Source organism: Nakamurella lactea DSM 19367, assembly GCF_000426645.1.
GTDB classification, from domain to species: Bacteria; Actinomycetota; Actinomycetes; order Mycobacteriales; family Nakamurellaceae; genus Nakamurella; species Nakamurella lactea.
Window position 1 is genome coordinate 148,577 of record NZ_KE384551.1, and the last position, 25,570, is coordinate 174,146.

Consider the following 25,570-nt stretch of genomic DNA (forward strand, 5'->3'; position numbering starts at 1 on the left):
CGGCCGATCGATCAGACCGGCAGCCCCGGCACCCGCACCGGCGTAGCGGGGTTGTCCCGTCACCCCCGAACCCGCGTAGCGGGGTTGTCCCGGGCGCGCGGGCCGGGCAGCGACGTAGGCTGCCCCGGTGGCCGAAACCGACGATCCGCGACCGCAGCTGACGCCCGTCGAGCAACGGGTGCTCGGCGCCCTGCTGGAGAAGGAACGCACCGTTCCGGCGTCATACCCGATGACGCAGAACGGGTTGCGGTCCGCCTGTAACCAGACCAGCAGTCGCGACCCGGTCACGGACTACGACGATCAGACGCTGCACGAGGTGCTGGGCGGATTACGGGACCGCGAGCTGGTCAGGACCGTGTGGACCGGAGCCGGATCCCGCGCGGTCAAGTTCCACCAGCGGCTGGCCGAGCGACTGCAGCTGGATGATGCTATTGCCGAACCTGCGCTGGCGATTCTCACGGTGCTGCTGCTGCGCGGGCCGCAGGCGCCGGGCGAGCTACGCACCCGGACCGAGCGACTGCACACCTTCCCGGACCGCACCGCCGTCGAGGCCATGCTCCAGCAGCTCGCGGCGCTCACCGAGCCGCTGGTGCTCGAGCTGGAACGCCGTCCCGGCCAACAGGATCGACGCTGGGCGCACGTGCTGGGCGAGCTGCCTGCCGAGTCCTCGGGAGCAGTACCGGTCGTCGATCGGGAGTCGCTACTGGCCGACGGCGCCGAGGCCAGGGACGCGATGGTGGTTGCCGGCTACGACGCCTGTGCAGAAGGGTACGCCGAGCAACTGCGAGACGAGTTGGCGGGCAAGCCTTTCGATCGCTGGCTACTGGACCTGGTGGCGGCGGCCGCCACCGGCGGGCCGGTCGCGGACGTGGGCTGCGGACCGGGCCAGGTGACCGCGTACCTGGCCGCTGCGGGTGCCGTGGCCACGGGCTTCGACCTGTCCCCCGGGATGATCGAGCGTGCCCGCGCCGAGCATCCCGACGTGGAGTTCGAAGTGGGCGATCTGACCAGGCTGCTGCGGCCGCGGGCCGCCGCCGGCTGGACCGCGATCACCGCCTGGTATTCGCTGGTTCACCTCGCCGACTCCGAGTTGCCCGGCGCGGTGGCCGGCCTCGCCAGAGTGCTGATCCCCGGGGGTGTGCTGGCGCTGGCCCTCCACATCGGGGACGGAATCCACCACGCCGACGAGCTTTTCGGGGCGACGGTCGATCTGGACTTCGTGCTGCACGACCGACAGCACGTTCTCACCGCCATCGAGGCCGCCGGCCTGGTCGACGTCGAGTGGTACCTGCGCGGCCCGAACGCGGCGGTCGAGGTTGCCACCGAGCGGTTGTACGTGCTGGCCCGGCGCAGCGAGTAACGGCAGCACAGAAGCGTCGGCCAGTCGGGGCCAGGGATCAGCAGCGTCGGCCCAGCATGACGGGTCGGGCGACGCTCAGCCGGATCTCTCGGCGTGGTAGGCCAGCACCCGGCCGAGCAACGCCAGCAGTTGCTTGCGCTCCGCGGCAGACAGCGGGGCGAGCAGTTCGCCCTGCGCCTGGGTGAGCAGGTCGTCGAGCTGGGCCAGCCGCCGGCGTCCGGTCGCGGTCATCGTAATGACGTTGCGGCGGCGGTCGGCCTGGTCGGGCATCCGGACGACGAAGCCGTGGTCGACCAGTTCGTTGACCATCTCGACCATGTCGCTGCGGTCGATGCCGGTGCGCCGACTGAGATCGGCCTGACTGGCCGGCTCCCCCTCCTCGAGCGCGGCGAGCACCGCGAAGTGGTAGCCGTGCGCATCGACCGGTGCCAGCGCCTCGCTGCGGAGCCGGTGCGCGTGCAGGGAGGTCTTGTTGATCAGCCAGCTGGCCTTCCCGCGTAGCCGGGCCGGTGCTTCATCCATGGACCCAGCCTAGCCGTAATTGTTGGACAACCCCACAGTCCATGGCTATCGTTGGCTTCGCCAACGTTGGATTGGCCTACGAATATGGAGGCACCCGTGACCACGGTGACCGGACCCGATCGCACGTCGAACCAGCAGCTCGATCCGCGGCGGTGGTGGGCCCTCGCTGCAGTGGCGACCGCCCAGCTGATGGTCGGTATCGACCTGACGATCATGAACATCGCGCTGCCGTCGGCGCAGCGTTCCCTCGACATGTCCGACCCCACCCGGCAATGGGTCATCACGATCTTTGCGCTGTGCTACGGCGGACTTCTCCTGCTGGGCGGGCGCATCTCGGACCTGGTCGGCCGGCGGCGGATGCTGATCATCGGCCTGGCCGGGTTCAGCCTGGCCTCGGCGCTCGGCGGCCTGGCGACCGGCCCCGCGATGCTGCTGGGCGCGCGGGCGCTCCAGGGAGCTTTCGGCGCGGCCCTGACCCCGGCAGTACTCGCCACGCTCGCCGCGACGTTCCCCGCGGCGGCCGAGCGCGGCAAGGCATTCGGGATCTACGGCACGATCATGGGCAGCTCGTCCGGGTTGAGCCTGATCCTCGGCGGCGTACTGACGAACTACGTCAGCTGGCGCTGGTGCATGTTCGTCAACCTCCCGATCGCCGCCCTCGCGGCGGCCGGCGTCATGTACGCAGTGCACGCCGCCCCCCTGGTCCCCGGCGTACGCCTCGACGTCGGCGGTGCCGTGCTGGCCACGCTGGGTCTGATGTCGCTGGTCCTGGGCTTCTCGCGCGCCGAGGTCGACGGCTGGGGCGCTCCTTCGACGGTCGGGTCGCTGGCCGCTGGCGCCCTGCTGCTCGCCGTGTTCCTCTGGTGGCAGGAGCGGGCAGAACAACCCCTGCTCCCGCTGCGAGTGCTCCGGAATCGGCTGCGCGCAGGGTCGTACGTCGCCGTGTTCGGCCTGGCCGTCGGGATGTTCGCAGCGCTGTTCTTCCTCACCTTCCACCTGCAGAACGTCCTGCACTACTCACCCGTGATGACCGGCTTGGCGTTCCTGCCGCTCACGGTCGGTCTGCTGCTGGCAGTGCGGATCGTCAGCCGACTGCTCGGACGGGCGTCCGTGCGTGCGCTGCTGTGCCCAGGACTGCTGACCCTGGCGGTCGCTCTGGCGCTGCTCGCAGCGGTCCGGGTCGACAGCAACTACTGGTTGCATGTGCTGCCGGTGCTTGTGCTGGTCGGCTTCGGATCTGGTTGGGTACTGATCGTCGCCAACAGCACCGCAACCCTCGGCGCCGGACCCGATACCGGGGTGGCGGGCGCGATGGTCATGACGTCGCAGCAGATCGGCGCCTCGGTCGGCACGGCGCTGCTGACCACGATCGCCGCGACTGCCGCAGCCGGACACTCGGCGGCAGACTCGGTGCGCGGCATGAACATCGCCGGCCTCTGGGCCGCCGGCATCGTCCTGGCCGGCGCGGCAATCGTCTTCGTGCTCGCCGGCCGGCAGCAGCCGCCGCCGGGGCGGCCGACCGCTCGCCGCCGACCTTCGTGACACCGGAAGCTGCACTCCCCCGAAGAAACGCCGCACGGCCCTGAGGGAAATTCGCCCTCACGAACGATCGCGCGAGCTGCACAGCGTCAGTTTCCTACGAGGCGCTCGCCGCGCCGGGAGCGATCACGTCGAGTCCCGCAGACCTCGCTGCGTCCAGAAGCCGACGGTCGTATGCGAGGACGGCTTCAACATCAAGACGCATCGCCGCCTCCAGATGCAGAGCATCGAGGGTACGCAGGTACGGCATCGGCAGGAACCCTGCGGACCGATACGTGGCTCTGTCAAGTGCCGCGAGCGACACGCCATCGAGAATCGCGGTGACCTTCGACTGATCACGCCCTTCCCTCACCGCCATGCGACGCAACTCCGTCTCGAGCAGATCACTCGAGACAAGCCTGGCAGGCGTTTGTTCTAGCCAGTCGACCAGCGCCTGAGTCTCGGGCTGAGCGACCAGGAGCGCTCCGAGTGCAGAGGTGTCGGCGTAGACGAGCGGGACGTCCTTCACACCCGATCCTCTCGCAGCTCATCAAGGATTCGCGCCATCGGGCGGTCGTCTTCCGACCTCCGAGGTGACAGCACTGCCCAACCACCAACACGCTTGGCGGGCCGCGCGATCAGCAGCGTAGGCGATGGAGCATCGAGAGGAACGATGCGACCGACGGGGACTCCGCGGTTGGTCAGCACAAAGGAATGCCCCTCCCCGACCGCGCGAAGAACGCGTCCGGACTCGTTGCGCAGCTCGCGCTGCGAAAGACTCTCGACTTGCGGCTCACCCATGCTCATACCGCAATCGTAGCACCCGCGCTACAAGTTGAACCGGAACTCCACCACGTCGCCGTCGTGCATCACATTGTCCGGATCGCTCGCTGCGCCACCGGCGACTACTGGTCCGCGAGCCGCGCCATCATCGACACGAACTGTTTGCGTTGCGCAGCAGACAGCGGAGCGAGAACCTCCCGCTGAATGTCGTCCAGCACAGCATCCAACCTGCGCAGAGACGTGGACCCGGACGATGTGATGCTCACGATCTTGCGCCGACGATGAGTCGGGTCGACCGTTCGAGTCACCAATTCGCGCGCCTCGAGCTCGACCAGCGCGGTGGTCACGTCGCTGCGATCGATGCCTGCGTCACGACCGAGGTCGGCTTGGGCAACCGGCCCCCACTGTTCCAGCGAGGCGAGAAGTCGGTAGTGATATCCGCGCAGCCCGTCCCCGCGCTCCGCGAACCCTGACGCAAGGAGAGCGGACGCGCGACCGGCGGCCCGATTCAACAACCAGGTCGGACGCTCCTTGAGCCGGTCCGGGGTCCGGGCAGGACTGACGTGCTCTCGCATCCCACCAGCCTCATCGGATGTTGGTGCCGCCAACGATGAGCTATGTTGGCGGAACCAACATTGGTTCAACCAACATGGAGTGGACATGTCCCGACAGAAGAAGCGAGTGCTCATCCTCGGACGCAGCACGTCTGTGCTCGTCGACACCGTCGCGATGCTGCGCGACCGCGGATACGGGGCCAACGCGAGCAACCGGTTCGATCAGGCGCTCGACGACTACGACCTTCGCGAGGTCGATCTGGTGCTCCTGGGCGGCATGGTCCCAGCAGAGACGAAGGAGTGGCTGCGCGGCCAGATCCCGACAGTCAATCCGCAGATCTCGCTGCTCCAGGGCTTGGGCGGGCTCCCGCCGCTACTGGTGGCCCAGGTCGAGCAGTTCTTCCGCGGAACGGCAGACGGCATCGAATACGACCCCGGAAGCCGGGTGCTCCGGCTGACTCTGTTCGAGGCCTGCCCGGTCACGGTCGAGGGGGTCTGGGCCGAGATCGTGCCTCCGGAGCCCATCGTTCGGTCAATGGCTCTCGTCGACGCCGAGCTCGCTCCAGGCGTCCACGAGATCGCCGTCCCCGACGTTGTCCCCCTCGAAGGTTCCTTCGTCACCGTCCGCATCGACGACCGTGCATCCGCGCTGCAGATCGGCGAAACACCCGCAGTAGTCAGGCGATTCGCGGCGAATCAGTCGCTGCCCGCTCCCACGCCAGTGACCACCCATCTGCCTTGGGAATGATTCAGCGGGTCGCCGGCTCGATCGCCGTCGTCACGGCTCGCCCAGGGCCGCACGCCGATTGACGGGCTCGAACCCTCGTCCTCCTCCGTCCCCCCAGAGGCGAGCACGCGCTGTCTGGCGCGGTGCGGCTCCAGACATCTGCGCGAGGCCGGCGAAATCAACCCGTCCAGTCGCGTCGCAGCAGGCCGTACACCCAGGAGTCGGACACATCACCGTTGACGATGCAGTCCTCGCGCAACGTTCCCTCGCGCTGGAAGCCGAGCTTCTCGAGCACACGGGCCGATGCCACATTCCGGGTATCGGTCTCGGCCTGAACCCGGTTGAGGTCCAGCGCACCGAACGCCCACGCGAGCAGGACGTGTGCGGCCTCCGTCGCATAGCCGTGACCCCACGCCGCCCGGTCGAAGCAGTAGCCGAGGGAGGCACTCCGAAAGTCGGGGTTCCAACTGTTGAAGGTGCCCCAGCCGACGAAGACACCGTCGGACCGGCGCTCGACCGCTACCCGCGCACCGCTGCCTTCTTCCGCCATCTGCTGGCATCCGGCCATGAAACGCGCCACCGACGCCCGGTCCGTCCACGGTGGAGAGTCCCAGTAGCGCAACACATGAGCGTCGCTCTGCAAGGCGAAGAGGTCGTCGGCGTCGGCAGCTCCGAAGGGACGCAACCGAAGTCGTTCGGTTTCCAAGGTCGGGGTCGGGAGACTCATGACGGCATGATCGCACGCCGGAAAAACCCTCCAGCCGCACCGTCGATGCACGCGCTCACGCCACCTTTCCAGGGGGCGCGAGCAATCTGACCTGCCACCCGATCCTCCGCCAGATCGAGGTCGTCGAGCAACTCCGCGGACCTCACCTGACGTGGCCTGCGCACCGCCACTGGCTGGATCCGAGGTTCGATCGACGGCGCGCTTCTCACGCGGTCACAGCAAACGAACGCAGGAAGGCATCGACGCCGGCCGTCACCTCCGCCGCGCTGACGGACCGCGACGCGCCGGCGAACATCGTGCGATTACTGGGGATCCAGAGCAACATCCCGGCCAGTTGTTGCGCCGCGACCGCAGGGTCGGACACCCGCAACAATGACCGCTCGTCGAGCACCGCGAGGCAGCGCGCAACCGAGTCGAGCACCCGTAGGAAGCCGCGCTCCCAGTACAGCTCGCCCAGTTCCGGGAACCGCGCAGCCTCGGCGATCACCAGCCGGCGGAGCTGCTGGATCCGCGACGACATGATCGGGCCGGCGAATTGCTCGGCGAGACTGCGCACCGCTTCCTGTGCGGTGGCGGCGTGGTGCATGCCGTCGACCAACGGGGCGAACGGGTCGTGGATGCGATCGCACTCCACCTGGATCAGCGCGGCGAACAGACCTTGTTTGTCGCCGAATGCGCGGTACAGAGTCTGTTTGGAGACCGCCGCCGCGGCGGCGAGCTGGTCGGTGCTGGTGCCTACGTACCCATTGGCCACGAAGACTTCGAGGGCGTCGCCGAGGATCTGTTCACGCTTCTCGGGCGAGATCGGGGAGTCCGGTTTGCCGTCCATCAGTACTGAACAGTACTCTGAACCGTGGGTACCGATCGGTACCCACGATACTCAAGGAGCACCCGTGTCGTTCCAGGCATACTTGGACACCATCGAGAAGAAGACGGGTATGACGCCCCGCCAGCTGGTGGACATCGCGCAGCAGAAGGGGTTCGACGCTCCGGGCGTGAAAGCGGGCGACATTCTCAGCTGGCTGAAGGACGACTACGACCTCGGCCGGGGCCACGGCATGGCACTGGTGCACGTCATCCAGAAGGGCCCGACGATCGACACCAAGCACGTCGGGACCGACGGCGTGCACCGCGACGAGTCGGAGACGCTCTGGCTGGACGGCGTGGCGACGAAGCCCACCGGTTGAGGTCCTCAGCCCGGAGGCCGGTTCGGGTCCGGGAGAATTCACTTCGCCGTGGGAGATGTCGGAGCCGCCACTACCGCAAGCCCGCTACACGTTGAAGCGGAACTCCACCACGTCGCCGTCATGCATCACGTAGTCCTTGCCCTCGATCCGGACCTTGCCGGCGGCCTTGGCCGCCGCCATCGAACCGGCAGCGACCAGGTCGTCGAAGGAGACCACCTCGGCCTTGATGAAACCCTTCTCGAAGTCGGTGTGAATCACCCCGGCGGCCTGCGGCGCGGTATCGCCTTGGTGGATGGTCCAGGCCCGGGATTCCTTCGGGCCGGCGGTCAGGTAGGTCTGCAGCCCAAGAGTGTGAAAACCCGCGCGGGCCAACGCATGCAGCCCGGGCTCGTGCTGCCCGACCGACTGCAGCAGCTCCAGCGCCGACTCCTCGTCCAGCTCCAGCAGCTCGGACTCGACCTGAGCGTCCAGGAACACCGCGTCGGCCGGGGCAACCACCTTGCGCAGCGCCTCCTTGCTGGCCTCGTCGGTCAGCGCCCGCTCGTCGGAGTTGAAGACGTACAGGAACGGCTTCGTCGTCATCAGCGAAAGTTCCCGCAGCAGCGGAGTTTCCACCTCGGATTTGGCCGAGAACAGGGTGCGCCCGTCGTTCAGGATCTTCTCCGCGGCCTGCGCAGCCTCCAGTACCGGCTTGCGCTCCTTGGCGTTGCGGGCCTCCTTCTCCAGCCGCGGGATCGCCTTCTCCAGGGTCTGCAGGTCGGCCAGGATCAGCTCGGTGTTCACCGTCTCGATGTCCGACATCGGGTCGATCCGCCCGTCGACGTGCACCACGTCGTCATCGCTGAAGACCCGGACCACCTGGCAGATCGCATCCGCCTCACGAATGTTTGCCAGGAACTTGTTGCCCAGCCCGGCACCTTCGCTGGCGCCCTTCACGATGCCGGCGATGTCGACGAACGACACCACTGCCGGAACCGTCTTGGTCGAGCCGAAGATCTCGGCCAGCTGGTCCAGCCGCGGATCGGGCAGCGGCACCACGCCGACGTTCGGCTCGATGGTCGCGAACGGATAGTTGGCCGCCAGCACATCGGCCCGGGTCAGGGCGTTGAACAGGGTGGACTTGCCGACGTTGGGCAGCCCGACGATTCCGAGGGTGAGACTCACGGGCTCCGAGTCTAGGTGGTCACGGCGGCTGGGCGCACCGCGCTAGCCCTTCGGCGCCCAGCGACCGTCCGGACCCGTCGGTTCCGGCCGCCGACCGGGCTTGCGGAAGACGCTGACGGCCCAGTCCGAATCTCCGGCGTACGGATCCAGGTGCCAGGTGGCGAACCGGTGCTCACCGAGCCAGCCGACCGCGGCCGAGTCCGCATCCAACGCATCAACGGTGTAGTCGCGATCGGTCGCGAAGCCGAAAACGGCCCGGCCGCCGGGCGCCAACAGCGCATCCAGGTTCGTCAGGATCCGCGGTTCGGTGCCGGACGCGGCGTAGACCATCACGTTCCCGGCGCTGACGATCAAGTCGAACGGCGGGGCCACACCCGCTCCGGCAAAGGCGTCGGCGGCCAGGTCGGCCAGATCGGCGACCAGCAACGGCACCAGCGGGTACCGCTCGATGCCGATCCGTACCAGGCCGGCGTCCTTGTCCACCCCGATCGCCCGGTGGCCGCGGGCCGCCAGTCCGGCGGCCACCCGGCCGGTCCCGCACCCGGCATCCAACACCACCGAATCGCGGGCCGCGAGCATGTCGACGAACCGGGCCTCACCGTCCATGTCGGTGCCATCGGCGTAGTAGGTAGCGAACTTGTCGGCATACGACTGCCAGCGCTCGGGCTGCTCGGCCCACTGCTGTTCCCAGCGGGTGGGCGGCGTCCGGTCGGTCGGGTCTGACGTCTGCCCTGTCGGGTTCGGCGGTGTCCGGGTCACGCCGCCCAGTCTGGCACGGACCCATCGACGGCCGTGTCCGAATTCCGCTAGCGCGGCGGTCGGTACGTTGGCAGAGTGGAGCGGGTGATCAACGATCCGGAAGCCGCCTACCGGGCTGTCGAGACCAGGGACACCCGGTTCGACGGGCAGTTCTTCACCGCTGTCCGGACCACCCGGATCTACTGTCGGCCGGGTTGTCCGGCGCGCACTCCGCACCGCCGCAATGTCGAGTTCTACCCGACGTCGGCGGCCGCCCAGGCGGCCGGCTTCCGGGCCTGCAAACGATGCCTGCCGGACGCCGCACCCGGATCGCCGGAATGGAACCTGCGCGCCGACACGGTGGGCGCCGCGATGCGGCTGATCGGCGACGGTGTCGTCGATCGTGAGGGGGTGCCAGGGCTGGCCCGCCGGCTCGGCTACACCCCCCGGCACCTCGGCCGACTGCTCGTCACCGAGGTCGGCGCCGCCCCGCTGGCGTTGGCCAGGGCTCGCCGGGCCCACACCGCCAGGATGCTGCTCACCTCGACCCGGATGCCCATCTCGGACGTCGCGTTCGCCGCCGGGTTCGCCTCCATCCGGCAGTTCAACGACACCCTCCGCGAGGTGTTCGACCTCGATCCGAGTGGGCTCAGGGCGATCGGCAGCCCGACCACGACGCCGGCCGGCACCATCCGGCTGCGACTTCCCGTCAGGGCACCGTTCGCCGCCACCGCGCTGCTGGAATTCCTTGCGGCGCGGGCAGTCCCCGGCGTGGAGTCGATCCGCGGGAGAACCTACTCACGCAGCCTGCGACTTCCGGCCGGGGTCGGCGTCGTCCGGCTCACCTTCCCGCCGGACGTCGCCGGACCGGGGCCGACGGCGGCCGTCGACACCGAGCTGACCCTGACCGAGCTCGCCGATCTGGCACCGGCTGTCGACCGCTGCCGCCGGCTGTTGGACGCCGATGCCGACCCGGCCGGGATCGATGCCGCGCTGAGCGGTGACCCGGAGCTCGCACCGGCCATCGACAGCGTCCCGGGATTGCGACTGCCCGGAGCCGTCGACGGACCCGAGATTCTGTTCAGAGCGCTACTCGGACAACAAGTTTCGGTCGCCGCGGCACGCACGGCCTGCGGCAAGCTGGCCGTGCTCGCCGACGAACGGGTGCCCTCGCCGGATCCGGAGATCCGGCTGTTGTTCCCGAGCCCGGCGGCGATCGCGGCTCTCGGCCCCGAGACGATCGGCGGACCACGCCGCCGGGCGTACACCATCGCCGAGGCAGCGGCCGCCATGGCCACCGGCGAGCTCCGCGTCGATCCGGGCCGTCGAACCTCGGAATTGACGGCCGAACTCGTTGCCCGGCAAGGCATCGGACCATGGACCGCCGGCTATGTCGCGATGCGGGTGCTGGGTGATCCGGACGTCCTGCTCACCGGCGACCTGGTGCTGCGCAACGGTGCTGGTGCACTCGGGCTGCCGACGACGCCTCGATCACTTGACGAGCACGGCAGGCGATGGAGCCCGTTCCGCTCGTACGCCGGCATGCACTTGTGGCGGGCAGCACCCGACCGCCCCCGGTCGGCAACCACCCCGCCGGTCACCGATCTTATGGAGAACCGATGAGAACCGTTGCGACACAGTCCGCCGCCCTGCCGGCCACCGCCGCGCCGTCCGTCACCGCGTCGTCCGTCACCGCGCCGTCCGTCACCGCGTCGTCCGTCACCGCGTCGTCCGTCACCGCGTCGTTGGCACCAGCGCCGTCGACCGCGCTGGCCGCGACCGTCGCCACCCCGATCGGGCCGTTCACCGTCATCGCGGAGGTTGCGGGCGGGACAGCGGGCGCGGCAACCGTTCTGGCCTCCGGCTGGACCGATGATCTGGCGGCGCTTCTCCCCCAGGTCGCCGCCGCGCTCCGGCCGTCAGCCATCACCACGGTCGAGGCGATCGACGGCATCACCGAAGCGGTGATCGCCTACCACGACGGCGATCTCACCGCGATCGACGCGGTGCCGGTCCGTCAGACCTCGGGGCAATTCCGCTCGCATGCCTGGGACGTGCTGCGGACGGTCCGGGCCGGCGAGCCCGTCACCTACACCCGCTACGCCGAATTGGCCGGCCGACCGGCCGCGGTGCGGGCGGCGGCCGGTGCCTGCGCGGCCAACGCCGCGGCGTTGTTCGTGCCGTGCCACCGGGTGCTGCGGACCGACGGAACGTTGGGCGGGTTCCGCTGGGGCCTGCCGGCCAAGCGGTGGTTGCTGGACCACGAGGCAGCCTGACCGCCGAATCCACGTCGCCCTAGGCTGACGGCCATGGCCGCCGACCCGCTCGACATCGACCCGTCCCTGTCCGACCTCGATCTCGCTGCCACCTTGGTCACCGAGGCCGGAAAGCTGGCCGCGCAGATGCGGGCCGGTGGACTGGAAGGGTTCCGGAAGACGTCGGTGTCGGACGTGGTGACGGCCGCCGATCATGCCGCCGAGAAATACGTCCTGGAATCGCTGCGCCGGGCGCGACCCGACGACAGCATCCTGGGCGAGGAGGGCGCCAGCCATCAGGGCAGTTCCGGCCGGACCTGGGTGATCGACCCGGTCGACGGTACCTACAACTTCCTGTCCGGACTGGCCTACTGGTGCAGTGCTCTGGCCTTGACCGACGCCGGCACCGTGGCACTGGGCGCCGTGTACCAACCGACGGCCGGCGAGCTCTGGCTCGGTGGTCCGGGGCATCCGACCAGCTGCAATGGCGAACCTGTTGTCCCGCTGATCGACCGCGCGCTGGATCAGGTCAGCCTGGCCACCTATGTGAACCCGGGCACCATGACCAACGATGACGCACTCGCGCCGTTCCTCGCGCTGGTCTCCGGATCGGCGGCACCGCGAATCCTCGGATCCGGATCGGTGGATCTGGCCGGGGTGGCCGGCGGTCGGATCGGCGCCTGGGCCCAGCATTCCTGTCCGGACTGGGACTGGCTGCCGGGCAAGGCGCTGGTCGAGGCGGCCGGCGGCCGGACGGACGTGATCGAGCACCGCGGCCGACGCTGGCACCTGGCCGGCAACGCAGCGGCGGTAACGGACCTCACCGAGCGGCTGCTCGCCAGCTGAGCTGGCCCGGGTCGCGGGTGATCGTCAGCGTCGTCGGTGGTCCTTTGCGACGTCTCGGCGGCCTCCCGCGGCCCATCCGCCCACTTCGCGCGACCTTTGCGACGTCTCGGCGGCCTCCCGCCACCCCTCCGCGCCGCACGGCAGCGACACGCCATGCCGTCAGGTCCGCATCGCTGTCGGTACCCCTCGTCATCCTTGGTGGCATGAACAACTCGTTGCTCGTGGGGGCACTGCTGCTGGCCATCGGCCTGTCCGGCGGTGTGATCATCGGGATCCGGCTCGGCCGCGCCAGGGCCACCGACTCCGTCGACCCGATCGGCGCCGTCACCGCCGTCCTCGGCCCGGCCGCCGACGCCCTGCAGCGGGTGGAGTCCGAGCTGCACCGGGTGGAACGCGAACGGGCCGGCAGCTACGCCGGCCTGCACGAGCAGGTCGCGGCCCTCCACCGCAGCTCGGCCGAGCTCGGTCAGCAGACCCGATCGCTGGTCGGCGCGCTCCGCGCACCGACGGTCCGCGGCCGTTGGGGCGAGGTGCAGCTGCAGCGGATCGTCGAGCTGGCCGGCATGGTGCAGCACTGCGATTTCGACACCCAGACGAGTTTCGCCGGCGGTGGCGACGATCCGGCCGCGGCCGGCGCCAGGCCGGACATGGTGATCCGGCTGGCCGGCGGCCGGCACATCCCGGTCGACGCGAAGGTCCCGTTCCAAGCCTGGCTCGCGGCGCTGGACACCGACGACGAACGGCACCGGGCCGCGGCGATGCGCGAGCACGCCAGGGCACTGCGCGCCCACGTCGACGCCCTGGCGGCCAAGGCGTACTGGCGGCACTTCCAGCCGGCGCCGGAGTTCGTGGTGATGTTCGTCCCCGGCGAACCGTTGCTGGATGCCGCCATGACGCAGGATCCGAGCCTGACCGAGTACGCCTTCTCCCGGCAAGTGGTGATCGCCACCCCGAGCACCTTGATCGCGCTGTTGCGGACCATCGCGTTCACCTGGCGGGCGGAGCGGCTGTCGACCTCGGCCGAACAGGTGCATGCTCTCGGCCGGGAGCTGCACGGCCGGCTGGTGGTGTTGTCCGAGCACCTGGGACGGGTCGGATCGAACCTGCAGCGATCCGTCGAGTCGTACAACTCGGCTATCCGGTCCTACGAGTCACGGGTGCTGGTGAGCGCTCGCCGATTCACCGATCTCGGCGCCGCGACCGATCCCCTTGAGCAACCGGACCAGGTCGACACCGCCGCCAGAACGGTGGCCGAGCCGGTCCGCGACCTCCCTTTGCGTCGCTCTGGGTGACGCGATGTGATCGCCGCCGGGCTCGCGGACCGCTACCGTGGTGGAGTGACGACGACTGCTGCCCGGCCGACCGGGGTGACGACCACCCGTGCTCACGCCTCCGTTGTGCCCTCGATGCCCGGCGTCCCCTGGTACGGGGCGGTGCTGTTGGCGCTGCTGGTCACCGCCATCGGCCTGATGATCGGCGGGAACGATTTCTCCGACGGCGTGCCGGCCGCCCTGTGGGTGTGCTTCCTGGCCGGCTGCGGGCTCGCCGTGCTGGTGGTCCGACGGCACGCGGTGTTCACCACGATGGTGCAGCCGCCGCTGGTGCTCGCCGTGGTGGTCCTCGTCGGCGGACGGATGTTCGCCGGCCTGGACAGCGTCTTCGCCGGCGTCAACGTGGTGAAGACGTTCCCGTTGATGTGCGTCGGCACCGGCCTCGCGATCCTGCTCGGTCTGCTGCGGATGGTCGCCGAGCCGACCCGGCCCCGTCGCTCCGCCTGACCCGCCCGCCGGACCGATCCGTGTCATCATTCGGTCGTGTCCACTCCAGCACAGACCATCGCCTACCCGGCTCCCGGCGCCCACCCGTACCGGCGTGATCAGGAGGCGCTGCCGCCGCACGTCATCGTGCTCTTCGGCGCCACCGGTGACCTCGCCAAACGCAAGTTGCTGCCGGGCCTTGCCCATCTGGACGAGTCCAAACTCGCTCCGGACATCCGAGTGGTCGGCACCTCGCTCGAAGAGCTGTCCGACGACGAGTTCCGCGCGCTGGCCCGTACCGCCGCGGAGGACTTCGGCACCCATGCGTTCGACGAGCAGAAGTGGGCCAGGTTCGCCGAGCGACTCAGCTACGTACCGCAGGCGGCCGGGCCGGAGGCGCTGAAGGCCGCCGTCACCGCCGCCGAGACCGAACTCGGCACCGGCGTCCGCCGGCTGCACTACCTGTCGGTGCCCCCGAAGGCCGCCGAGGCGGTGATCACCATGCTGCGGGAGTCCGACCTGGTCGATCACTCGCGGGTGGTGATGGAGAAACCGTTCGGGACCGACCTGGCCAGCGCCATCACGCTGAACAACTTCGTGCACCGCACGTTCCACGAGTCGCAGGTCTTCCGGATCGACCACTTTCTGGGCAAGGAGGCCGCGCAGAACATTCTGGCCTTCCGGTTCGCCAACGGCCTGTTCGAGCCGATCTGGAACCGCAACTTCATCGATCACGTGCAGATCGACATCCCGGAAACCCTCGGACTCGACCAGCGGGCGAACTTCTACGAAGCCACCGGCGCCTACAAGGACATGGTCGTCACCCACCTGATGCAGGTGATGGCCTTCGTCGCGATGGAACCGCCGACCGCGCTGGAGCCGCGGGCGATCAGCGAGGAGAAGAACAAGGTCTTCCGGTCGATGCTGCCGATCCACCCCGCCGACGCCGTCCGTGGCCAGTACGCCGGCTACCGCACGGAGACCGGGGTGGCATCGGACTCCGATACCGAGACGTTCATCGCCCTCAAGGTCGGTGTGGACAACTGGCGCTGGGCCGGCGTGCCGTTCTACCTGCGTACCGGCAAGAAGATGGCCGAGGGACAGCGGATCATCTCGATCGCATTCAAGGAAGCGCCGCGGACGATGTTCCCGGCCGGTTCCGGCGTCGGTTCGGAGGGACCGGACCACCTGACCTTCGACCTGGCCGACGCCTCGAAGGTGTCGCTGTCGTTCTACGGCAAGCGGCCGGGTCCCGGCATGCATCTGGAGAAGCTGTCGATGCAGTTCTCCACCCAGGAAACCGCGTCGGCGGGCGACGTGCTCGAGGCCTACGAGCGGCTGATCCTGGATGCGATGCGGGGCGATCACACCCTGTTCAACACCGCCGAGGGCATCGAATCGCTGTGGCAGCTGTCCGAGCCGCTGCTCACGGATCCTCCGCCGGCCAAGGTCTACCCGCCCGGGACCTGGGGGCCGAACGCCATCCACCAGCTGATCGCACCGAACGCCTGGCGGCTGCCGTTCGAACGGGCCTGGCGGGAGAAGCTGTAGGCGCGGCGGGGTGGCCGCACCAGTCGGCGAGGTCGTCAGCCCCGCGGTACCGGCTTGCTGCGCAGCTCCTTCGGCAGCGAGAAGGTGAGCGTCTCGGTGGCCGCGGTGATCTCTTCGACGTCACCGAAGCCGTTGCCGGCCAACCATTCCAGTACCCCGTCGACCAGATCCTCCGGGACCGAGGCGCCGGACGTCACCCCTACGGTGCCGACCCCGTTGAGCCAGGTCGGGTCGATCTCGGAGGCGTAGTCGACCAGGTGCGCGGCGCTCGCGCCGGCGTCCAACGCCACCTCGACCAGCCGCACCGAGTTGGACGAGTTGCGGGAGCCGACCACCAGCACCAGGTCGCAGTCGCCGGCGATCTGCTTGACCACTTCCTGCCGGTTCTGGGTGGCGTAGCAGATGTCGTCGCTGGGCGGTGAGGTCAGCAGCGGGAACCGCTGGCGCAGCAGATCGACGGTCTCCAGCGTCTCGTCCACCGACAGCGTGGTCTGACTCAACCACACCACCTTCTCCGGGTCCCTGACCTGCACGGCGTCGACATCGGCGGCGCTGTTCACCACCTGGATCGAGTCCGGCTCCTCGCCGTAGGTGCCCTCGACCTCCTCATGACCGGTGTGACCGATCAGCAGGATGTCGTAGTCGTCGCCGGCGTACCGGTTGGCCTCCTTGTGCACCTTGGTGACCAGCGGGCAGGTGGCGTCGATCACCTGCAGGTTCCGCTCCGCGGCCTCGGTGTGCACCGCCGGCGAGACCCCGTGCGCGGAGAACACCACCAGCGCACCCTCCGGAACCTCGGCGGTCTCCTCGACGAAAACCGCGCCACGCTTCTCCAGCGTCGCCACCACATGCTTGTTGTGCACGATCTGCTTGCGGACGTAGACCGGGGCGCCGTAGGTCTCCAGCGCCTTCTCCACGGTCACCACGGCGCGGTCCACCCCGGCGCAGTAGCCGCGCGGGCGGGCGAGCAGGACGCGTCGGGTCGGTTCGGTCATGATCCCCATGGTAGGCACCTGTTGGGAGCCGCCGACCGCTGTCGGCACCCGGCCGTATCGTTTGCGCCCTGGCACCGGCAGCCTCGGCGCCACGTCGACCCGGAAGGTTGTGCCGTGGATCTCACCTCTTCGCTCGAACCAGCGCGTCGGGAGCATGTCCGCGCGCGGCTGGACAACAACCTGATGGCCTGGTTGAGCACCGTCACCCCCGGCGGGCAGCCGGTCAGCGTCCCGGTGTGGTTCCTGGTGCGCGAGGACCGCAGCATCCTGATCTACAGCGAGGCCGGCAAGGCCAAGCTCCGCAACCTCGAGCACAACCCGAAGGTGACGATCGGGTTGGACGTGACCGATCTGGGCCGGGACATCGTCCGGATCGACGGCACGGCCGCGCGGGCCACCGACGTTCCACCGGCCGACCAGAATCCGGCATTCGTCCGGAAGTACCTGGAGCGGATCGCCGCGATCTTCGGCACCGTCGACCGGTTCGCCGAGAAGTTCTCGGTGCCGCTGATCGTCACCCCGACGCGGCTGCGGGCCTGACCGTGCCGACCGGCACACCCCCTTCGATCGCACCCGGGCCGGGGATGCGGCAGTCTGGTGTCATGCCGAATTCTCTGCCGTTCCCGGTCCGGGTGGCCGCCGGCCTGGTGTCGACAGGTCTCGACACCCTCCGCGGGCTTCCGGAGAACCTGCCGACCATCGGGGTGGAGATCGCCGGTCACGTCACCAAGGCCGGCCTGCAGCTGCGGCAGCAGTTCGTCGACCTGGCGATCCGCGGCGACGAGCTGCTCCAGCGCGAGCCGGAACCCGAGGAACACCCGGCCTGGGCGCACTTCGACGACGAGGAACCGGACCTGCCAGGCTCTTCGGCTGACGACACCGCAGCTGACGCCACCGCAGCTGACGCCACCGCAGCTGACGCCACCGCCGCTGACGCCACCGCCGCTGACGCCACCGCAGCGGGAGCGTCACGCACCGCGAGTGGGTCGGCCACCGCGGGTGGTTCGGGCACCACGAGCAGACCCGCCGCTGCCACGTCAGACGGCGCCACGTCAGACGGCGCCACGTCCGCCGGCGCCACGCCCGCCGGCGCCACGTCCGCCGGCGCCACGTCAGACGCCGCTGCCGACGATCAGCCGCTGCCCGGGTACGACTCGATGACCATGGCCCAGGTCCGCGGGCACCTGCGGCACCTGGATGTCGAGCAGGTCCGCCGGCTACTTGAGCACGAGAAGGCGGGCGGCAACCGGCCGGCGATGGTCACCCTGCTCGGCAACCGCATCGTCACCCTGCAGCACCGGTGACCGCGCCGGCGGCCGACCGCCCGGCCGGGCCGCCGGCCAGGGCCGGCGACACCACCAGGGAGAACCCGTGGCCCGTGCGGGCGCTGGCCCAGCGGATGGTCGAGTACATCGGCCGAGCGCCCGCCGCCTGGGTGGAGGGCCAGATCGCCCAGCTGAACCTGCGGCCGGGCGCCAGCACCGCGTTCCTCACCCTGCGCGACCCGGCGGTCGAGATGTCGTTGCAGTTGACCTGCCACCGTTCGGTGATCGCCGCCCTGCCGACCCCGCCGACCGACGGGGAACGGGTGGTGGTGCACGGCAAGTTCGACTACTGGCCGGCCAGGGGCTCGCTGTCGTTCCGGGTCGATGCCATGCACCCGGTGGGCCTGGGTGAGCTGCTGGCCAGGCTGGAGCGGCTGCGTCAGCTGCTGGCCGCCGAAGGGCTCAGCGCGGCTGCCCGCAAACGCCCGCTGCCGTTCCTGCCCCGCCGGATCGGGCTGATCACCGGCCGCGACTCGGCCGCCGAGAAGGACGTCGTGGTGAACGCCCGGCATCGCTGGCCGGCCGCCCGGTTCACCGTGGAACACACTGTGGTGCAAGGCAATCAGGCGGTCCCGCAGATTCTCGAGGCCCTGCTGCGGCTGGAGAACGACCCGCAGGTGGAGGTGATCGTGATCGCCCGCGGCGGCGGCAGCGTCGAAGACCTGCTGCCGTTCTCCGACGAGGCGCTGTGCCGCGCCGTCGCCGGCTGCCGGACCCCGGTCGTCTCCGCGATCGGCCACGAACCCGACCATCCGATCCTGGACGACGTCGCCGACCTGCGCTGCTCCACCCCGACCGACGCCGGCAAGAAGATCGTTCCGGACGCCGCCGCCGAACACGACCGGGTCGAGCAACTGCGACACCGGGCCAGGCGGGCGCTGGTCGGCTGGGTGAGCACCGAGCGCGCACGACTCGACCGGCTCACCTCCGCCGCGGTGCTCGCCGATCCGTACGGGCCGATTCGGGCCCGGGAGGACGACGTCGGCCGGCTCGTCGAGCGGAGCCGCCGGGTGATCGGGCAGACCCTGGAGCGGGTCGATCGCGATCTGGCACACCGCAGGGCGCAACTCGCGGTGCTCGGTCCGGCAGCCACCCTGGCCCGCGGCTATGCGGTGGTGCAGGCAGGCGGCCGGACCGGCGCGGTCGTGCACAGCGTGAAAGACGTTCCCGCGGGAACGTCGCTGCGGATCAGGGTGGCCGACGGCGCCTTTGCGGCAACAAGTACCGGACCCGAACTGGAGGACCCAGCATGAGTGGCAAGAAGGCCCCCGAGGACCCGGCGACCGCGGCCGGCACCGAACCAGGTGGCGCCGGCGACCAGGCGCCGGACACCGCGGCGAACTACGAGCACGCCAGGGACGAACTGGCGAAGGTGGTGACGAAGCTGGAATCCGGCGGGCTCAGCCTGGAGGAATCGCTCACCCTCTGGGAGCGCGGCGAGCAGTTGGCCAAGCAGTGCACGGCGTTCCTGGACGGCGCCCGCAAGCGCGTCGACACGGCCCTCGCCGAGGCCGACGACTGACCATTCGTCACGGCTCACCGTCCGGGCCCGCAAGGACGCCGGAAACGCCGATGACGAAGGTCAGGCGCCGGCGATCGAAGCCGCGAGCGCCCGGAAGGCGAGCTCGTCGGCGTTGCCGGTGATCAGGTAGGTGATCCCGTCAGCCGCGGTTCGGTACCAGGCGACCTCGGAACGGACGCCGGTGGTCACCGTCCAGTCGGCGTCACCGGCCTTGACCGTGCCGGCATCGGTGGACGCCTGGTCGAACTCGGATCGCAACAGGGCGGACGGCTCGGCGTTCGTCGCGACCAGCGCGATGAACGCGCCACCCGGGGTGAGCCACCCGCCGCGGACGGACAGTGGGGTGCCCTGCGCGACGGTGTCGGGGTTGGTGATCGCCGCACTGTTGGCGTGCCAGTCGCCGGGCAGATCCTTCGGCACCGCCGGCTTGAACGGCACCATCCTGTTCGCCTTGGCGAACTCGCCGACCGCATCGGCGGTGGGCGCCGGCGCCGAATCGTCAGGGTGCCCCGGCGAGAAGGTGAAGCCGCCGTTGAGGCCGACGAACAACAGCACAACGACCGCGATCAGCCCGACCGACAGCAACATGTCCCGGAAGGTCTTGTCGCGCTTGCGGGCCACTTCCGGGCTGAGCACCACCGGCGTCGTGACGGTCACCGTCGCGGTGCTCGGATCGGCCCCGACCGCTCCGGGCTGACGGTGCCCTGCCCCGTCACCCGGTTCTGCCTGGTTCGTCACCGCGTCCGCCACGGTTCCATCCTCCCACGCCGGCCGGCCCACCCCGTCCCGCCCTGTGAGAGTGCGCACCTCGGGCGCCGTCGACTTCCGGCCCGATCACCCGGCCGGATACCGTTGGCTCATGGCTGATCACAACGACGTGGCGACCGACGCGAACAGCGCGGCGACCACCGCTGCCGACACTCCCACCGCGACCGACGGCGAGTACCGCGTCGAGCACGACACGATGGGCGAGGTCCGGGTCCCGAAGAACGCCAAGTACCAGGCGCAGACCCAGCGTGCGGTGGAGAACTTCCCGATCTCCGGCCGCGGCCTGGAGCGCGGACAGATCCGCGCGCTCGCGCTGGTCAAGTCGGCGGCCGCCAAGATCAACGCCCAACTCGGCGTCGTCGAGGCCGAGACGGCCGCCGCCATCGCCACCGCGGCTGCCGCCGTCGCCGGTGGTGCGCACGACGCGGACTTCCCGATCGATGTGTTCCAGACCGGATCCGGCACCAGCTCCAACATGAACACCAACGAGGTGCTCGGGACGCTGGCCACCGAGGCGCTGGGTCGCAAGATCCACCCGAACGATCACGTCAATGCCTCCCAGTCGTCCAACGATGTCTTCCCCACCTCGATCCACGTGGCGGCCACCGAAGCCGTTGTCCGCGAACTGATCCCGGCATTGGAGGTGTTGGCAGCGTCGCTGGCGAACAAGGCGACCGAGTGGGCAACGGTGGTCAAGTCGGGCCGCACCCACCTGATGGACGCGACGCCGGTGACGCTCGGCCAGGAATTCGGCGGGTACGCCGCCCAGGTCCGCTACGGCGTCGAACGACTCAACGCCGCACTCCCCCGGCTGGCCGAGCTGCCGTTGGGCGGCACCGCCGTCGGCACCGGCATCAACACTCCGCCCGGGTTCGCGGCCGCGGTGATCGCCGAGTTGGCGCAGGCCACCGGCCTGCCGTTCACCGAGGCCCGCAACCACTTCGAGGCGCAGGGCGCGATGGATTCCCTGGTGGAGACGTCCGGCCAACTGCGGACCATCGCCGTCGGCCTGGTGAAGATCTGCAACGACATCCGCTGGATGGGATCGGGTCCGCGGGCGGGGCTTTCGGAGATCCACCTGCCGGATCTACAGCCGGGCAGCTCGATCATGCCCGGCAAGGTGAACCCGGTGCTGCCGGAGGCCACCCTGCAGGTCTGCGCCCAGGTGATCGGCAACGACGCGGCCATCGCCTTCGCCGGTACCCAGGGCAACTTCGAGCTCAACGTGATGCTGCCGGTGATCGCGCAGAACCTGCTCGAGTCGATCCGCCTGCTGAGCAACGTTTCCGTGCTGTTGGCGCAGCGGTGCATCGACGGCATCGAGGCCGACGTCGACCGCTGCCTGGCCTACGCCGAGTCCAGCCCGTCGATCGTCACCCCGCTGAACAAGTACATCGGCTACGAACAAGCCGCCTCGGTCGCCAAGCAGGCGCTCAAGGAAGGCAAGACGATCAAGGCCGTCGTGCTCGAACGCGGCCATGTCGAAGCCGGCACGCTGACCGCCGACCAGCTCGACGCCGCCCTCGACGTGCTGTCGATGACGCATCCCTGATGACCCACCCTGATGACGCGCCCCTGACAACCCAGCCCTGACGCGCGTCACCAGACCCTCCGACTCGGAGCGTTCGTCCCCGCCGCCGGGGCGCCTACGTATCCGGACCCACCGACTCGGAGCGTCCGCCCCCGCCGGCCGGCAGGGCGCCCCGTTGACCAACCGCAGCCTCGCGGCGGCTACCGGCTCGGCGGGCGCCACTGGGTGGTGTCGTCACCGCCGTTGTCGTCACCGCCGTTGTCGTCACGGTTGTCGTCACCGTTGTCGGCGTCACCACCGTCGCCGGCACCGTCCGGCCGATCGACGCCGGTCCCGGCCGCTGGGTCGTCGGCGAACGGGTCGAATTGCTGCGTTCCGGGGCCGGCGGGTGGCGCCGGCGGGACGTCCTCGTCGGCGAACGGGTCGAATTGCTGGGTGCCAGGCGGCTCGGGGGCAGAGTGCCGGCCAGGCTGCTGTTCGCCGGCCGGCCCGATCATCTCGGTCGGGGCATTCGGGTCACCGATCACCTCTGTCGGCGGCGAGTAGTTCTCGGCCTGGCGGTGGGAGAACAGGATCGGCCGGTCCGGATGCTCGTCGAAGCCTGCCGGCGGCGGCACCGGGCCCGGCGCAGCATTCGGATGACGCATCGCCTCGGCATCGGCGGCGGCGGCCAGTTCGGCCTCCCGCTGGGCACGTTCGGCGTCGGACTCCTCGCGCCGCCGGCGACCCATTGCCACCGCGGCCACCACCAGACCGACCAGCAGCACCACGGCCAGCGTGATCCACAACCACCACGGGGTCCCCGAGCTACCCCTGTCCGGTGCGCCGATCGCCGACGAGGTGGTCGCGGGAGCCAATGACGACTCCGAAGCCGACGAGCTGACCGGGGACGATGCCACCGAGGAGGTGGCCGGTGCCGAGGTCGCGGTCGGCGCCGAAGTGGTCGGTGGCGCCGAAGTGGTGGGCGACGGCGTGCTGACCGCTGCGGACGCGGTGGTCGGCACGGCCGCGGCGACCACCGTGAAGCCGGCCTCGCCGACCCGCAGCGAGGTCTGGCCCTCCACCCGCAGGGTGTAGCCACCAACCGGGAAGTCCTTCGGCACGGTCCAGGCCACCCGGACCGAGCCGGCGGCATCGGCGCGCACGTTCGGCAGGGTCACCCGGTTCCCGCTCAGCGTGACGGCGGCGACCTCCCGCGGCTCGAACCCGGTGAACACCACCACCTGTTCCCGGCCCTGTTCCACGTCGGTCAGCAGCACACTCTGGGCCTGCACGGTGGTCGGCACCGGACTCGGGCTGCTCGAGGTGGTGGGTTCCTGGCTGGAGGTGGTGCTTTCGGAGGTGCTGGTGGTCGGCTCACTGGTCGTCGTCGAGGTGGTGGTGGGGTCGGTGGTCGGCGCGGCGAAGGCGATCGGCACCGCGACGTCCTCGGCCCGGGAGTCCCCGGCCGACCGGACGTAGACCGAGCACTTTCCGGTGACGCAGTCGGCACCGTCGTCGGCCGCCGCGACCTGCAGGGTCAGGCTGAATCCGTCGCCGGACCACTTGGCCGGCACCGGACCGGGCGGCACGTCATCGGCGTTGTCGGTGACGACGCCCCACGAAGTCGTCGCGTTGTCGTCCGGGATGGCACCGCCGAGGCACCCGGACAGATCCTTCGGTGCCTTGCCGTCGGCCTGGCAGATCGCCACCCACAGGTCCTCGGCGGTGTCGAAACCCTTACCGCTGACGTTGACTGCGGCCTCCGTCGCACCGATCGCCGTTGCCGGGTCGACGGTGACCGTCAGCTTCCCCTTCTGCACTGTGGTGGGCGCCAGCAGCAACGCCGCCGGCGCGGCCTCGGGCACGTACGCCGCCTGCGCCGCTGCCGCAGGTCGGGCGGCAGCCTCCGGCGCGTCGGCGCCGAAGGTGAGAGCACCGATCACCAGCCCGGTGAGCAGCAACGGAACACCGGCCACCGCCCATCGTCGCGGCATTCCGTGCTGGCGCGCGGGCATGGTGCCCCTCTCGGTCGAACTGTCGGTGGCCGGTGATCGCGGAACTCCCGGAGGGTTCCGCTACCGCCGGTGGCTCCGATCATTGTCCATGGCCGGGCCCGCCGGTCCCGGGAAGCCGCTCAGGTCATGTCCGGCAACTCCAGCATCTCGGTGACCAGCGCGGCGATCGGCGACCGCTCCGAGCGGGTCAGCGTGACGTGGGCGAACAGCGGGTGGCCCTTGAGCGCCTCGATCACCGCCGCCACCCCGTCGTGCCGGCCGACCCGCAGGTTGTCCCGCTGGGCCACGTCGTGGGTCAGCACTACCCGCGAATTGGTACCGAGCCGGGACAGCACGGTGAGCAGCACGTTGCGCTCCAGCGACTGCGCCTCGTCGACGATCACGAACGAGTCGTGCAGCGATCGGCCCCGGATGTGGGTCAGCGGTAGCACTTCGAGCATGCCGCGGGCGATCACCTCCTCGATCACCGGCGGCGAGGCGATCGCCGACAGCGTGTCGAACACGGCTTGCGCCCAGGGGCCCATCTTCTCCCCCTCGCTGCCCGGCAGGTAGCCGAGTTCCTGGCCGCCGACGGCATACAGCGGCCGGAACACCACCACCTTGCGGTGCGCGCGGCGCTCCATCACCAACTCGAGTCCGGCACACAGCGCCAGCGCGGACTTGCCGGTGCCGGCCCGGCCGCCGAGCGAGACGATGCCGACCTCGTCGTCCATCAGCAGGTCGAGCGCGATCCGCTGCTCGGCCGACCGGCCGCGCAGCCCGAACGCCTCTTTCTCGCCGCGGACCAGCCGCAACTGCTTGCCGGGCGTCACCCGTCCGAGGGCAGAACCGGTGGGCCCCACCAGCTTCACCCCGGTGTTGCACGGCAGCTCGCGGGCCGCGTCGAGATCGACCAGGCCGGCCGCATAGAGCGCGTCGACGTGCTCGCTGGTGGACTCCTCGATCGTCTCCATGCCGGTCCAGCCGGACGGCAGGATGTCCTGCGCCCGGTACTCGTCAGCGGCCAGTCCGACCGCGGATGCCTTGACCCGCAACGGCATGTCCTTGGAGACGAGGGTGACGTCGGCCCCCTCGGCCCGCAGGTTCAGCGAGCAGGCCAGGATCCGGGAATCGTTGGTGTCGTTGCGGAATCCCGCCGGCAGCACCGTCGGATCCGTGTGGTTCAGCTCGACATGAAGGGTGCCGCCGTGCTCGCCGACCGGCACCGGACTGTCCAGCCGTCCGTGCTCGATCCGCAGGTCATCCAGCAGCCGAAGTGCCTGCCGGGCAAAGTATCCGAGCTCGGGATGGTGCCTCTTCGCCTCCAGCTCACCGATCACCACGAGTGGAAGGACGACATCGTGTTCGGCGAACTTGCCGACCGCCCACGGGTCCGAGAGCAGTACCGAGGTGTCGATCACGTAGGTCTTGTGCCGAACGGCGTCCGGCTGGTCGGCGCCGGTGCCGGTGGTGCTACGGGTGGAGCGGCGGCGGGTGGTCGATGGATCCGAAGTGCCGCGGGTGCTGGGACGACGCGGGGTCTTGGTCGAGCTGTCGGTAGCGGCGAGGGCGGAGGTGTCGGCGGACGTGCGGCGTGTTGCCACGGTGGCTCCCTGGTGGGCGTGGGTACCGCACGCCCACATTCGGTGCTCGAGTCGGCCGGCGGACCAGGCGGACGGCTGCTCCGTGAACTACCGGCGCAACCGCCCGTGGGGGTCCGGAACCGGCCCCCTTCCGAACACAGCGCAGCGCGGCAGTTCCGCC

Annotated in this window: 27 protein-coding genes; 15 read left to right on the forward strand and 12 right to left on the reverse strand. The window is 69.8% G+C overall.

Annotated elements, in window-relative coordinates:
- Positions 1-127 precede the first annotated feature (127 nt).
- A complete protein-coding gene (locus tag K340_RS33510; RefSeq protein ID WP_211229643.1) occupies positions 128-1,360 on the forward strand; it encodes a DUF480 domain-containing protein in 1,233 nt (410 codons plus the stop codon).
- Between the two features lie 75 nt (positions 1,361-1,435).
- Here the strand turns inward: K340_RS33510 and K340_RS0125915 are convergent, their stop codons facing one another.
- Complete coding sequence (locus K340_RS0125915) at positions 1,436-1,882, reverse strand: MarR family winged helix-turn-helix transcriptional regulator (RefSeq protein ID WP_029138822.1); 447 nt, start codon at positions 1,880-1,882, stop codon at positions 1,436-1,438.
- Between the two features lie 84 nt (positions 1,883-1,966).
- Here K340_RS0125915 and K340_RS33515 point away from each other — a divergent pair, with 84 nt between their 5' ends.
- Entirely contained in the window at positions 1,967-3,424 is a 1,458-nt protein-coding gene (locus K340_RS33515) for an MFS transporter (protein ID WP_051267685.1), read from the forward strand.
- Positions 3,425-3,518: 94 nt separating this feature from the next.
- Here K340_RS33515 and K340_RS0125925 read toward each other — a convergent pair whose 3' ends face one another.
- From K340_RS0125925 to K340_RS0125930, 3 genes are all read right to left on the reverse strand, one after another.
- Positions 3,519-3,929, reverse strand: a complete 411-nt coding sequence (locus tag K340_RS0125925) for a type II toxin-antitoxin system VapC family toxin (RefSeq protein WP_029138823.1) — start codon at positions 3,927-3,929, stop codon at positions 3,519-3,521.
- Entirely contained in the window at positions 3,926-4,207 is a 282-nt protein-coding gene (locus K340_RS35525) for a type II toxin-antitoxin system Phd/YefM family antitoxin (protein ID WP_084615040.1), read from the reverse strand. Before K340_RS35525 ends, K340_RS0125925 begins: the two co-directional genes overlap by 4 nt.
- A 98-nt stretch (positions 4,208-4,305) precedes the next feature.
- Entirely contained in the window at positions 4,306-4,758 is a 453-nt protein-coding gene (locus K340_RS0125930; RefSeq protein ID WP_029138824.1) for a MarR family winged helix-turn-helix transcriptional regulator, read from the reverse strand.
- Positions 4,759-4,891: 133 nt separating this feature from the next.
- Here K340_RS0125930 and K340_RS0125935 point away from each other — a divergent pair, with 133 nt between their 5' ends.
- A complete protein-coding gene (locus K340_RS0125935; RefSeq protein ID WP_154674490.1) occupies positions 4,892-5,485 on the forward strand; it encodes a hypothetical protein in 594 nt (197 codons plus the stop codon).
- 157 nt (positions 5,486-5,642) lie between these two features.
- Here the strand turns inward: K340_RS0125935 and K340_RS0125940 are convergent, their stop codons facing one another.
- Complete coding sequence (locus K340_RS0125940; RefSeq protein ID WP_029138826.1) at positions 5,643-6,191, reverse strand: GNAT family N-acetyltransferase; 549 nt, start codon at positions 6,189-6,191, stop codon at positions 5,643-5,645.
- A gap of 205 nt (positions 6,192-6,396) precedes the next feature.
- Positions 6,397-7,020 carry a TetR/AcrR family transcriptional regulator gene (locus K340_RS33520; protein ID WP_051267686.1) on the reverse strand — a complete coding sequence of 208 codons (624 nt, stop codon included), beginning with the start codon at positions 7,018-7,020 and terminating at the stop codon, positions 6,397-6,399.
- 64 nt (positions 7,021-7,084) lie between these two features.
- On the opposite strand from K340_RS33520, the gene K340_RS0125950 reads away from it, so the two are divergent.
- Entirely contained in the window at positions 7,085-7,378 is a 294-nt protein-coding gene (locus tag K340_RS0125950) for a DUF4287 domain-containing protein (RefSeq protein WP_029138827.1), read from the forward strand.
- 84 nt (positions 7,379-7,462) lie between these two features.
- Here K340_RS0125950 and ychF read toward each other — a convergent pair whose 3' ends face one another.
- On the reverse strand, positions 7,463-8,542 hold the full coding sequence (gene ychF, locus K340_RS0125955) for a redox-regulated ATPase YchF (protein ID WP_029138828.1): 1,080 nt from the start codon (positions 8,540-8,542) through the stop codon (positions 7,463-7,465).
- A gap of 42 nt (positions 8,543-8,584) precedes the next feature.
- On the reverse strand, positions 8,585-9,301 hold the full coding sequence (locus K340_RS33525) for a class I SAM-dependent methyltransferase (RefSeq protein ID WP_051267687.1): 717 nt from the start codon (positions 9,299-9,301) through the stop codon (positions 8,585-8,587).
- Positions 9,302-9,376: 75 nt separating this feature from the next.
- Between K340_RS33525 and K340_RS0125965 the strand changes: the two genes are divergently transcribed.
- The 6 genes from K340_RS0125965 to zwf all read left to right on the forward strand — a co-directional run bounded on the left by K340_RS0125965 (position 9,377) and on the right by zwf (position 15,689).
- Positions 9,377-10,903, forward strand: a complete 1,527-nt coding sequence (locus K340_RS0125965; protein WP_029138829.1) for an AlkA N-terminal domain-containing protein — start codon at positions 9,377-9,379, stop codon at positions 10,901-10,903.
- Positions 10,900-11,556, forward strand: coding sequence for a methylated-DNA--[protein]-cysteine S-methyltransferase (locus K340_RS0125970; RefSeq protein WP_084615041.1), 657 nt, complete (start codon positions 10,900-10,902; stop codon positions 11,554-11,556). Before K340_RS0125965 ends, K340_RS0125970 begins: the two co-directional genes overlap by 4 nt.
- A gap of 33 nt (positions 11,557-11,589) precedes the next feature.
- Positions 11,590-12,381, forward strand: coding sequence for an inositol monophosphatase family protein (locus tag K340_RS0125975; RefSeq protein ID WP_029138831.1), 792 nt, complete (start codon positions 11,590-11,592; stop codon positions 12,379-12,381).
- A 203-nt stretch (positions 12,382-12,584) separates the two neighbouring features.
- Positions 12,585-13,673 carry a DNA recombination protein RmuC gene (locus K340_RS33530; protein ID WP_051267688.1) on the forward strand — a complete coding sequence of 363 codons (1,089 nt, stop codon included), beginning with the start codon at positions 12,585-12,587 and terminating at the stop codon, positions 13,671-13,673.
- 45 nt (positions 13,674-13,718) lie between these two features.
- Positions 13,719-14,159, forward strand: a complete 441-nt coding sequence (locus K340_RS0125985) for a DUF6542 domain-containing protein (RefSeq protein ID WP_154674491.1) — start codon at positions 13,719-13,721, stop codon at positions 14,157-14,159.
- A gap of 36 nt (positions 14,160-14,195) precedes the next feature.
- Positions 14,196-15,689, forward strand: a complete 1,494-nt coding sequence (zwf, locus tag K340_RS0125990; RefSeq protein ID WP_029138833.1) for a glucose-6-phosphate dehydrogenase — start codon at positions 14,196-14,198, stop codon at positions 15,687-15,689.
- Positions 15,690-15,724: 35 nt separating this feature from the next.
- Here the strand turns inward: zwf and K340_RS0125995 are convergent, their stop codons facing one another.
- A complete protein-coding gene (locus K340_RS0125995) occupies positions 15,725-16,684 on the reverse strand; it encodes a 4-hydroxy-3-methylbut-2-enyl diphosphate reductase (protein ID WP_029138834.1) in 960 nt (319 codons plus the stop codon).
- Positions 16,685-16,798: 114 nt separating this feature from the next.
- Between K340_RS0125995 and K340_RS0126000 the strand changes: the two genes are divergently transcribed.
- The 4 genes from K340_RS0126000 to K340_RS0126015 all read left to right on the forward strand — a co-directional run bounded on the left by K340_RS0126000 (position 16,799) and on the right by K340_RS0126015 (position 19,531).
- Positions 16,799-17,224 (forward strand): TIGR03667 family PPOX class F420-dependent oxidoreductase, encoded by a 426-nt coding sequence (locus K340_RS0126000; RefSeq protein WP_051267689.1) that lies wholly within the window; start codon positions 16,799-16,801, stop codon positions 17,222-17,224.
- Positions 17,225-17,286: 62 nt separating this feature from the next.
- A complete protein-coding gene (locus K340_RS0126005) occupies positions 17,287-17,988 on the forward strand; it encodes a lipid droplet-associated protein (protein ID WP_029138836.1) in 702 nt (233 codons plus the stop codon).
- Entirely contained in the window at positions 17,985-19,262 is a 1,278-nt protein-coding gene (gene xseA / locus K340_RS33535) for an exodeoxyribonuclease VII large subunit (RefSeq protein ID WP_037366895.1), read from the forward strand. The genes K340_RS0126005 and xseA overlap by 4 nt, the downstream gene beginning before the upstream one ends.
- A complete protein-coding gene (locus K340_RS0126015; RefSeq protein WP_029138837.1) occupies positions 19,259-19,531 on the forward strand; it encodes an exodeoxyribonuclease VII small subunit in 273 nt (90 codons plus the stop codon). The genes xseA and K340_RS0126015 overlap by 4 nt, the downstream gene beginning before the upstream one ends.
- Before the next feature lie 60 nt (positions 19,532-19,591).
- On the opposite strand, the gene K340_RS0126020 is transcribed toward K340_RS0126015, so the two are convergent.
- A complete protein-coding gene (locus K340_RS0126020; protein ID WP_154674493.1) occupies positions 19,592-20,281 on the reverse strand; it encodes a DUF4245 domain-containing protein in 690 nt (229 codons plus the stop codon).
- A gap of 109 nt (positions 20,282-20,390) precedes the next feature.
- On the opposite strand from K340_RS0126020, the gene K340_RS0126025 reads away from it, so the two are divergent.
- On the forward strand, positions 20,391-21,851 hold the full coding sequence (locus tag K340_RS0126025; protein ID WP_051267709.1) for a class II fumarate hydratase: 1,461 nt from the start codon (positions 20,391-20,393) through the stop codon (positions 21,849-21,851).
- 179 nt (positions 21,852-22,030) lie between these two features.
- Here the strand turns inward: K340_RS0126025 and K340_RS36180 are convergent, their stop codons facing one another.
- Together K340_RS36180 and K340_RS0126035 are read right to left on the reverse strand one after the other, a co-directional pair.
- Positions 22,031-23,827 (reverse strand): hypothetical protein, encoded by a 1,797-nt coding sequence (locus tag K340_RS36180; RefSeq protein WP_154674494.1) that lies wholly within the window; start codon positions 23,825-23,827, stop codon positions 22,031-22,033.
- 119 nt (positions 23,828-23,946) lie between these two features.
- The gene (locus K340_RS0126035; RefSeq protein ID WP_029138841.1) at positions 23,947-25,227 is read right to left on the reverse strand and encodes a PhoH family protein; all 1,281 of its coding nucleotides are present in this window, start codon (positions 25,225-25,227) and stop codon (positions 23,947-23,949) included.
- Positions 25,228-25,570: the final 343 nt, after the last annotated feature.